At 43.7% G+C, this 8,508-nt stretch carries 5 protein-coding genes and 1 tRNA gene; 3 read left to right on the top strand and 3 right to left on the bottom strand.

The features are described from left to right. Positions 1-17: 17 nt before the first annotated feature. Positions 18-4,340 carry an exodeoxyribonuclease V subunit gamma gene (locus ACT3TU_RS13025; protein WP_192523135.1) on the bottom strand — a complete coding sequence of 1,441 codons (4,323 nt, stop codon included), beginning with the start codon at positions 4,338-4,340 and terminating at the stop codon, positions 18-20. A gap of 417 nt (positions 4,341-4,757) precedes the next feature. Here ACT3TU_RS13025 and ACT3TU_RS13020 point away from each other — a divergent pair, with 417 nt between their 5' ends. From ACT3TU_RS13020 to ACT3TU_RS13010, 3 genes are all read left to right on the top strand, one after another. Then, on the top strand, positions 4,758-5,285 hold the full coding sequence (locus ACT3TU_RS13020) for a hypothetical protein (RefSeq protein ID WP_192528930.1): 528 nt from the start codon (positions 4,758-4,760) through the stop codon (positions 5,283-5,285). 68 nt (positions 5,286-5,353) lie between these two features. Continuing rightward, positions 5,354-6,178 (top strand): hypothetical protein, encoded by an 825-nt coding sequence (locus ACT3TU_RS13015; RefSeq protein WP_192523137.1) that lies wholly within the window; start codon positions 5,354-5,356, stop codon positions 6,176-6,178. 76 nt (positions 6,179-6,254) lie between these two features. Further along, positions 6,255-6,330: transfer RNA gene (locus tag ACT3TU_RS13010), tRNA-Arg, on the top strand. 114 nt (positions 6,331-6,444) lie between these two features. On the opposite strand, the gene ACT3TU_RS13005 is transcribed toward ACT3TU_RS13010, so the two are convergent. Together ACT3TU_RS13005 and ACT3TU_RS13000 are read right to left on the bottom strand one after the other, a co-directional pair. After that, positions 6,445-7,332, bottom strand: coding sequence for an ABC transporter ATP-binding protein (locus ACT3TU_RS13005; protein ID WP_192528931.1), 888 nt, complete (start codon positions 7,330-7,332; stop codon positions 6,445-6,447). 283 nt (positions 7,333-7,615) lie between these two features. Next, a partial coding sequence (locus ACT3TU_RS13000) for a M14 family metallopeptidase (RefSeq protein WP_444784467.1) occupies positions 7,616-8,508 on the bottom strand: 893 nt, incomplete at its 5' end.

Genomic DNA, 8,508 nt, shown 5'->3' with positions numbered 1-8,508 from the left:
AATAAAAACAGACTGCCTTATAGCGCTTGTAAGGATTCATCCATTGCACCAAATAAAGGCTGGGCTAATGCTGGCAGAGCGTCTTTTAATTTAGTAAAGGCGTCTTGCTTATAAAGGATATATTGCCATATCTCATGCTGTGAGCAGCTATCATATATAACGTCGCTGTTATAACTTGGCCATAACCAATTTTCAAAATCACTGGGTTTAGGCTGATAATCTAAATCTTTTGCTTTGGCATCATTGACCTTGTCAAGGTAAGAAAGCGCATGAACAGGTAATACAGTCATGGGTATCTTGCCAGCCATATGCGCAAACCTCACCCATTTAAGAAGCTCAGCCAAGGCAATGTCATAGGCAATAGGTGCAAGCTCAAACGTGGTTTTTCCCTTGAATTTCTTGTACTCATCGCTGCCTTTATTAAAACGCCAAATGCTTCTACCATCGCCAGCAGCAACTTGCACCTCGGTAGTACGCCGCGCGACCTGCCAGTAGACATGTGACAACCAAAAGCGCAGTAAATACTGGGTACGCGCACTATTGGGCAAGATGTTTAGCCACAGCTCAGGTGAGGAGGAGCCGTCTTCCGAGTTATAATTAGTAGTAAGCGCCTCTACTGGTATCATACCTTTCACTTGCAGCCTCCCTTGCAGATTGATATCTGGTGCGGCAACCGTGGTCATAATCTCAGTACAAGGAGTTAGTAGGGCATTATTACCACTACGATGAGTATCTATACCTAATGCTGATAGTTGTTCGGCAAACTCTCGACACTGCTGTTGTAATTTAAGCTGTTGATACTGCAGAGTTGACTGACGTGCCACACCAGCTGGCATCACTGGATCGTATAATAGCTTGCTTACAGAGTGCGTGGTGTGATTGTCTGCGCTGCTACCTTCAACGTCACTGTCTTTATTTAACTCATCGAGTAGCTGCTTATTTACCTCATAAGCGCTTAGGCCTGACAACGATAATGGCTCTTGGTGCACCATCTCATCTTCAGGCAATACCACATGTACTTGCTGTTCTCGTAAAAAATGCTTAGCGGGATGACGCACTTGGTAGTGCAGATACTGCATATCTACTTGGCTGATTTCAAAGCGCTCATCTATCCCTTGTACAGTTGCATTGTCTAATACATTGTCTAATACAATACGCTGAGCAATATTGGCATAGTCCTCTTGACTGGGCAGATTAACTTTAACAGTTGATATGGCACCGTCATCTTGAGACTGCAAACGCTCAAACACTTCATGCCACACCCGTGCTGGAGCATTGGTACTTTGCTGATAGGCTTTTTCTTTTTGCATAGCACGCGTAAGTAAGTTTATTAGTGCTTGACCAGCATCTTCATCAGCCGTTGAGCCAGATGAAACACCATCAAATGAACCACTCGCTGCTTGCTCATTAAGCGTTTCTGACTGCACAAACACTTCTTGGGCAAAGGGTAGCGCTGGATGATGAGTGACCAACCACTGCTCGATAAGCTTGGGCAGGTAACGCTGTACTTGCGCTGCCAATGCTGATTGTTGCTCTTCAATAATCGTTGATGATTGATTTTTAAGTTGTTCGGTTTTTAAAGGGTCCCACTGCCACTGAACCTCACCTTTTAAAAACTGTAGTAACTCACTCACTGGGTTGGCGGGTAAGTGTTCGTGAGTATCGGTAAGACGCTGGCCATTATAAAAAATCCAGCAGGCATTGCGAGCACACAGCAGCGCATCTAAAAACGCGCCATTATCGTCATCTTCACTAAATCTATCACCGCGACGTGCCAGCCCAGATTTCATCAAATCATAACGGTTGTCATGGTCACGATTGGGAAACTCCGCCAAGTCCATATTGAGCATAACAACCAACCCAAACGGTACGTTACGCAGTGCACCAAAACGCCCGAAGGTAATCACGCCTGTCGGTTCCGCACTGACCTGCTGACTCTCAAGTTCGTCTTCAATACTATCGAGCATAAAGCTGAGCTTTAAAGGCAAATTACTGACTTGCGATAGTTTTGATTCAACTTGGCTGGCTTCAAGTTCTAATGGAGTCGCTGTACTATCTATCGTCGTAGAATTCATATCCTCAGCATGATAGCGCTGATAATGACGGTTGGCGCGCAAACTACTCTTAAAACCATTCATCGCATTAAAAATAGCACGCATCGGACGCGTCTGATCAAGGACACCAAAGTACGGATGAATAATATGGTTCTCAATATTATTGAGCCAATTCTCAGCATTATAGCGGGCTTGAAACTCGTAACGGCAATGATGTAAGCCGCTATAGACACGACATAGTGCTTCAATAATCGCAGCATCCGCCAAGCTGATGGCAGATATGGGCACGGTTTTTTCTGCCAGTACATTATCTTGCCAATGTTCAGGATACAGACAATCGCTGATACTCGCTTCTGGCATGATCAAACCTAGCGCGACTTTATCCAAAGCATGGGCAAAGCTAAAGCGGTAATCATAGTCATCTGTATCAAGTGTTTGCTGCAAGTGAGCTTCATCAAAGCCACGTACAAATCCTGCTTGTTCTAATAAGTCACAGGCTCGGCTCATCTGCTCATGCGTTAAGCCAAGGCTTTCATAAAGTGGTGGCAGCATCAGCCAATCAAAAACTTCAGCCGCTTCAAAACGTGCGCTTTCACTGCCTAATAACCCATAAAAGCCGCGTATTGCTTCCCATAGCTGGCGAATCGACTTATCAACCACACCCGTGACTTTAGCCGGTAGCGTCAGACCATCCTGCCCTTCTCCATTAACAAACACTGAGTTAATCAGCTCGTGATGACGATCGACATCAGGGAGAAGTACAACGATATCAGACAAATGGCGTGTGCTACCATCTTCATTTGCCTCGTTTAGCCAGCGTCCAATCATGCCGCGCAGCACTTCAAGCTGGCGCTGTAAATTATGGCAAGAATGAATACTTAGGCTATTATCGTATTGCGAGAGTTGCCAATGACGCGGCTGCTCATAGCGTTTGCCTTTTAGAGTATTGTCGCTAAACCATAAGTCGGAATCATTACTATTACCTAGGCTATTATTATCGTTAATAGCTTTATTTTCTGAAGCGTTATGACTATCCGATTGCACTTGCGTACCAAGCGCGGCACTTAAGCGCCCAGCAGTGGTTTTTTGTGTCGCGCTTTCATCGAGCATCAATACATCTTGCTGCAAGTGCGCAAGCAGGCTTAAGGGCTGTCCGGATTGAGTTCTTTCTGCCTGCGGATAATCGACATCAAACTTATCTTGCCAATCGAGCTTAAAGTTATCTGACTCTTCATTACCTGATAAGCTCGCCAGCATGGCAAAAGTCTCACGCGATTGCTTACCCAAACGTGACAATAGCGTGTGCCCATAATCTCGTAAAAACACACTGTCAGGGTTGATCACTTGCTGACGTTGTAACCACTGCTTATCAACGATATCTGCCCAAAACAGTTGCGACGGATTGTAATGTAATAAAGTGATATCAAGGTAAGTTGATAAACGTTGCAAGAAATTGAGCTCGTTTTGGGGTAATTGCTGAATGGTAAAAATATGCAGTTGCGTTGGCAGTATCGCCTTGATATCTACCCCGCTATTGGCTTTATCTTTGGCCATAATTTGCCAGAAACGCGTCTCAATCGAGGCGCGATGCTCATATACCGAGGCAAATAACAAACGCCATAAGTGACGTTGGGCGACTTCAAGCTCCGTATAATGCGCCACCAACCAATCAGGCGTGATGCCAGCGTATTTATCAAACTCCATCGTTAGCTTGTCTTTTTCGGCCACAAGCAGCTCTACATCAACCGATTTATTATCAGACCATAACGTCAACCAATCCTCACGATGGGTCAAATAACGGCTGAATACTCGTGAAAAGTCTGTCGCTAATGACCACAACCGCACATCTTGCTGACTACGATCTGCTTCTTCATCCAGTAATGCCGATAATAATGGGTATAAAGGGTGCTTATCATCCGCCATAATTTGTGCTTGATAATAAGTGAAGTAACCAAACAGTCGCCATTGCATCACAGCCCCAGTCAATACCGCTACTTCTGGCACGGTCAAAACCTCTTGCGAACGTTGATTGGCTTCTAACCAAACATTGTGCTCAGCCAATACCTTTTGCATCAACGTCCATTGATACTGCCCCCAAAACTTTGTGGTAACCAAGGTGCTAATGCCTGCTTGGCTGGCAATGGATTTATCTAACCAATCGCCCAGCACCATCGATGGCACAATGACAATAAACTCTTCAAATATAGGCAGGTTTTTAGATTGATAAGCGTTAAGTAACTGCTCAACTAGGTGCTCGGTGCGGTGCGACTGAATAATGGTAAACATAAATAGTGATCTGATTAATGGTCTGATTAATGGTTTGATTGAGGTAGTGAAAGAGTGTCATCAATAAATATTGGTTTGATAAATTAAAAATTAGTAAAACTCATCTATGCACATGCGCTATAAATAAAAAAGACGACAGACAACACTGAGCAATCCATGTTTCGCGGTCGTGACTGCTATGCGTTTCTGCTAGGATAATGAATCTAAGTCTGTAATAGCAATGATAAGCGGTGCTCCCCCTTCAATAACAATTATCAGTGTGCCACCGATAAGAATCGTTTACTAGTATAGATACTAGCATGACAATACCTTGCGACAATTACTGTCGTCTTGATTCATCATTTAAAAAAACAGTGACGATTTTTATTTAACCATTGCCTCTTTTTTATTCTTTTATCAACGAGATACTTAAACACTATGCCCTTGCGTCCCATTGATGCCATCTTTGTTCATCCGAAACGACGTTTATATGTTGTATACTATCGTGGTGAGCTGTGGCAATTGCCACGTATGAAAATCGATGATCGATCATGGCAAAACAGAAAGCCTTATACGGATGATAGCAGTGGACTCTACCTCAGTATTCACCAAGCCATTAGCGATCCTGTTTTAGCACAGAAATTACGGACGTTGAACCTGCCTGCCGCCGTACGTGGCAGCACGTTACCTCGGTTTGAGGCATGGTGGGAAGCACATGGTTTTAAATGGCTCAAAGACAAGCTGACGACCAATCAATCGCCCTTAGCAGCGCATCAAGCGGCAAAAGCGATTGACATTCAACCTATCTCGCCCTCAAACTACCCAGCTACTCCTATAAATAACAATGATACCAATAATCGTAAAAGTGCTAAGCAAAAAGCCATGCCTGTCGCAACCGGCGCAACCGATATTTTTGCAGATATGCTGGCAGATTTAGCCGATGAAGTCTTGCATCGAAAGTTGTAAAGCAAGCTCTAGCTCTAATACAATAACTGACTCCCATATCAAGTAAACCAAAAAAAGAACGGTAATATATGAAAGACTACAAGCTGCTACTGGCTGGGCTAATTTTACTACTATTAGTAATCTTTATCGCTATCTTTACTTGGTTATGGAGTAGCAATCGTAAAAATGCAGATCCGTTACCTATTATGGCGAGTGAAAATGACAGTGCAACTGCTGGAATGAACGATGATAAAAGCACCGACTCTAAAAGCACCCTACATATTCAAGCGGAAGAAAACCTACAAGGTCCGTTGGATGATGTAATCGTCGGTTTCGAATCTCGTTATCCTCATGTGGACGTTATAACAAACTATGTAGCCTCTACTGCCCTTTTGACATTATCAAGTGATGCTTTCACTAATAATGAGCGCTCTGAGTTTCTGGTTAGTACAGACATGATTATCGCTGACGGCAACCTATCTACTGAACGTCTTGCACCACTACAAACAAAGCTAACAGCCGCTCAAGATAAAAACCATCAAACCAAAGCAAATAACAATGACCGTGCTGCCGAGGGCTCTACTGTTGATGAAAGTAATAGTGATATCAATGATAAGACGCAGGATACCGAGCGCGATAACACAGAATCTCGTACCCTAAACTCTTTCAACTATGCTTTGAAGGACGAACAAGCACTGGAAGGTGTTATTCTGACAGACAATACTATCGCCGTTAATTTTCGCAACTTTCTCCTTTCAAGTACAGGACAAAGCATATTGAAAAAGTATAATTACCATAATATTGATGGCTACCAAAACAGTGTAGATGACCTATTTAATCCGACATCACGTACAAAAAAAGCACCAGATGATGACTCAGTCAATATCGCTGATGCCCTGAGCAATGGTAAGTAAACCAAAACCTCTTTATTTATTTATCTATTACTGATTGCTTTTATAAGTGCTTTTTTTTACAATAGCACTCCATTATGCGCCTATAGCTCAACAGGATAGAGCAGTTGCCTCCTAAGCGATCGATCCGAGTTCGAGTCTTGGTGGGCGCGCCAATCATTGTATTTATACATAACCTCGCATTACCTCAAGCCCTTTAAACCCATGTCATACCTAGTTTTTAGTCTTTGTTAAATAATTGTCATTATCTACTACAGGCTTTTATCAGCTTAGCCTTTTACCGCGTTTTTTGACTGTTGCTTATCATGAGCGGTGAGAGTATGAGAGTCTGTAGGACGGGAGCTAATATCAGCCTCATGATGGCCATAGTTTTGAGTTTGCGTGTATTTACTCAGCGGGTCGGTTTCAGAGAGACCATCAGCAAATAAGCTTAAGATATTGCGGCGTTTGATATTGAGCTGATTAAGAATGAAGTTGGTGACAAAATCATTGGCAGGGTTGTGTATGGTTTCAGCGGGTTCAGCAAATTGCGCCACCTTGCCTTCTGATAGCAGTAGGATACGATCCGATAACGTCATCGCCTCTTCGGGGTCATGGGTGACGATCAAGGTAGTCAGCTGATAGCGCACGGCAATCTCACGAATGCGCGCTTTGACGGTTTCCTTAATTACTCCATCTAGTGCCGATAACGGCTCGTCTAATAACAGTATCTTTGGCTTCATCACCAATGTACGTGCCAGCGCGACACGCTGCTTTTGACCACCAGATAACTGATGAATACGCTTATTTAGATGGGCTTTGATGTCGAGCAAGTCGACCAGTTCATCGACTTCTTGTTGTGTGCTCATATTCAGATTGTTACGCAGACCATATTCGATATTTTGTTTGACACTCAGGTTGGGGAATAACGCATAGTCCTGAAAGACGATATTAAAGCCTCTTTGCCTCATGGAGACGCGGGTAATGTCCTCGCCGTTATAGGCGATGCGGCCGCCATTGATGTCGGTCAACCCCAAAATCATATGCAATAAAGTGGTCTTACCACAGCCAGATGGCCCTAAGATGGACACTATCTCACCCTTATTTATCCTGAGTGAAAGATCCTCAAATATTACCTTGTCCTCATATTTTTTTGTCACTTGTCTCAGCTCTAACATATTCACTCACCTAGTCACTTACTGTCTATTTAAATGACTGTCTATTTAATCGTCATTTATTAAATTACTTGTCTTGTGCAGCTCAGCAGTGTATCGGTCAGTTATGACACTTCGATGAAAAAGCCTTGATAATAATCTCAATAAGGGCAGTATTTACATTACCGCTTTATTATTGTTCTCTTTTTTTTGACAAAAAAATAGCGCCCTTGTAGGCGCTATTTTTAGATAGTAATAACAAGAGATATTGAAGACTCAAACAGTATCGGTGGCTAGATTTTTAAAACTAGCGTAAATCATCGACGACTGCCAACATCGCAACCAACGATGCCTCACCCAGCCTCATAGAACGCTCAGGCGACCAGCCTGTCACTGCATCAGGGCTATTATCATTGTCTTTAAAAGGCATCTCCAACGTATTGGCCAGACAATCGAAATGCTCGGCTACCCAATTGGTAGCGACGGTCATATTTGCGGTGCCTGGTGCGTCGATCTCATAGCCATATTCAGACTGAAAATCTGCACAAGCAAGCTTTAACACCTCTGAGAATCTATCACGCAAATGTGCCAGACGATCATTATAGCTTGGCGTACCCTGTGAGCCGGCTAAAAACACATATGGCAACGCTTCATCGCCGTGCACATCATAAAAGAGGTCAACGCCAGTCTCCTCCATCTTATTGATTACATAAAAGACCTCAGGGCTTTTGTCCAAGCTTGGGTTAAACCATTCGCGGTTTAAGTTGGTACCAGCAGCATTGGTCCGTAGATGTCCACGCACACTACCATCGGGGTTCATATTTGGCACGATATAGACATCGGCTTTTTCTAATAGCTGCTTGGCAGTGGCATTATCGCTGTCTAGCAACGCATATATCAGCCCCTCAACCAACCACTCTGCCATCGTCTCGCCGGGATGCTGGCGAGCGGTAATCCAAATGCTGTGTTTATGCGTTTCACTACTGCTATCACCATTACCGATTTTTACTAACGTCAAATCACGCTTATCAAGGGTCTCGCCCAGATGCTCCAACGCTACCAATGGGTGCGTTTGGACAGCCGCCAGCAGGTCTTGATGACGCTCATAACTGTATGGAGCAGAATAGGCAATTTGAATACTGTCATATTCCAAGTCTGCCACTATAGTCAACTTGCCGTCTTTATAAGTGGTAGGCAGAC

Source organism: Psychrobacter sp. AOP3-A1-26 (assembly GCF_052378235.1).
In the GTDB taxonomy this organism is placed as follows: domain Bacteria; phylum Pseudomonadota; class Gammaproteobacteria; order Pseudomonadales; family Moraxellaceae; genus Psychrobacter.
This window is presented reverse-complemented; position numbering and strand designations above follow the sequence as displayed.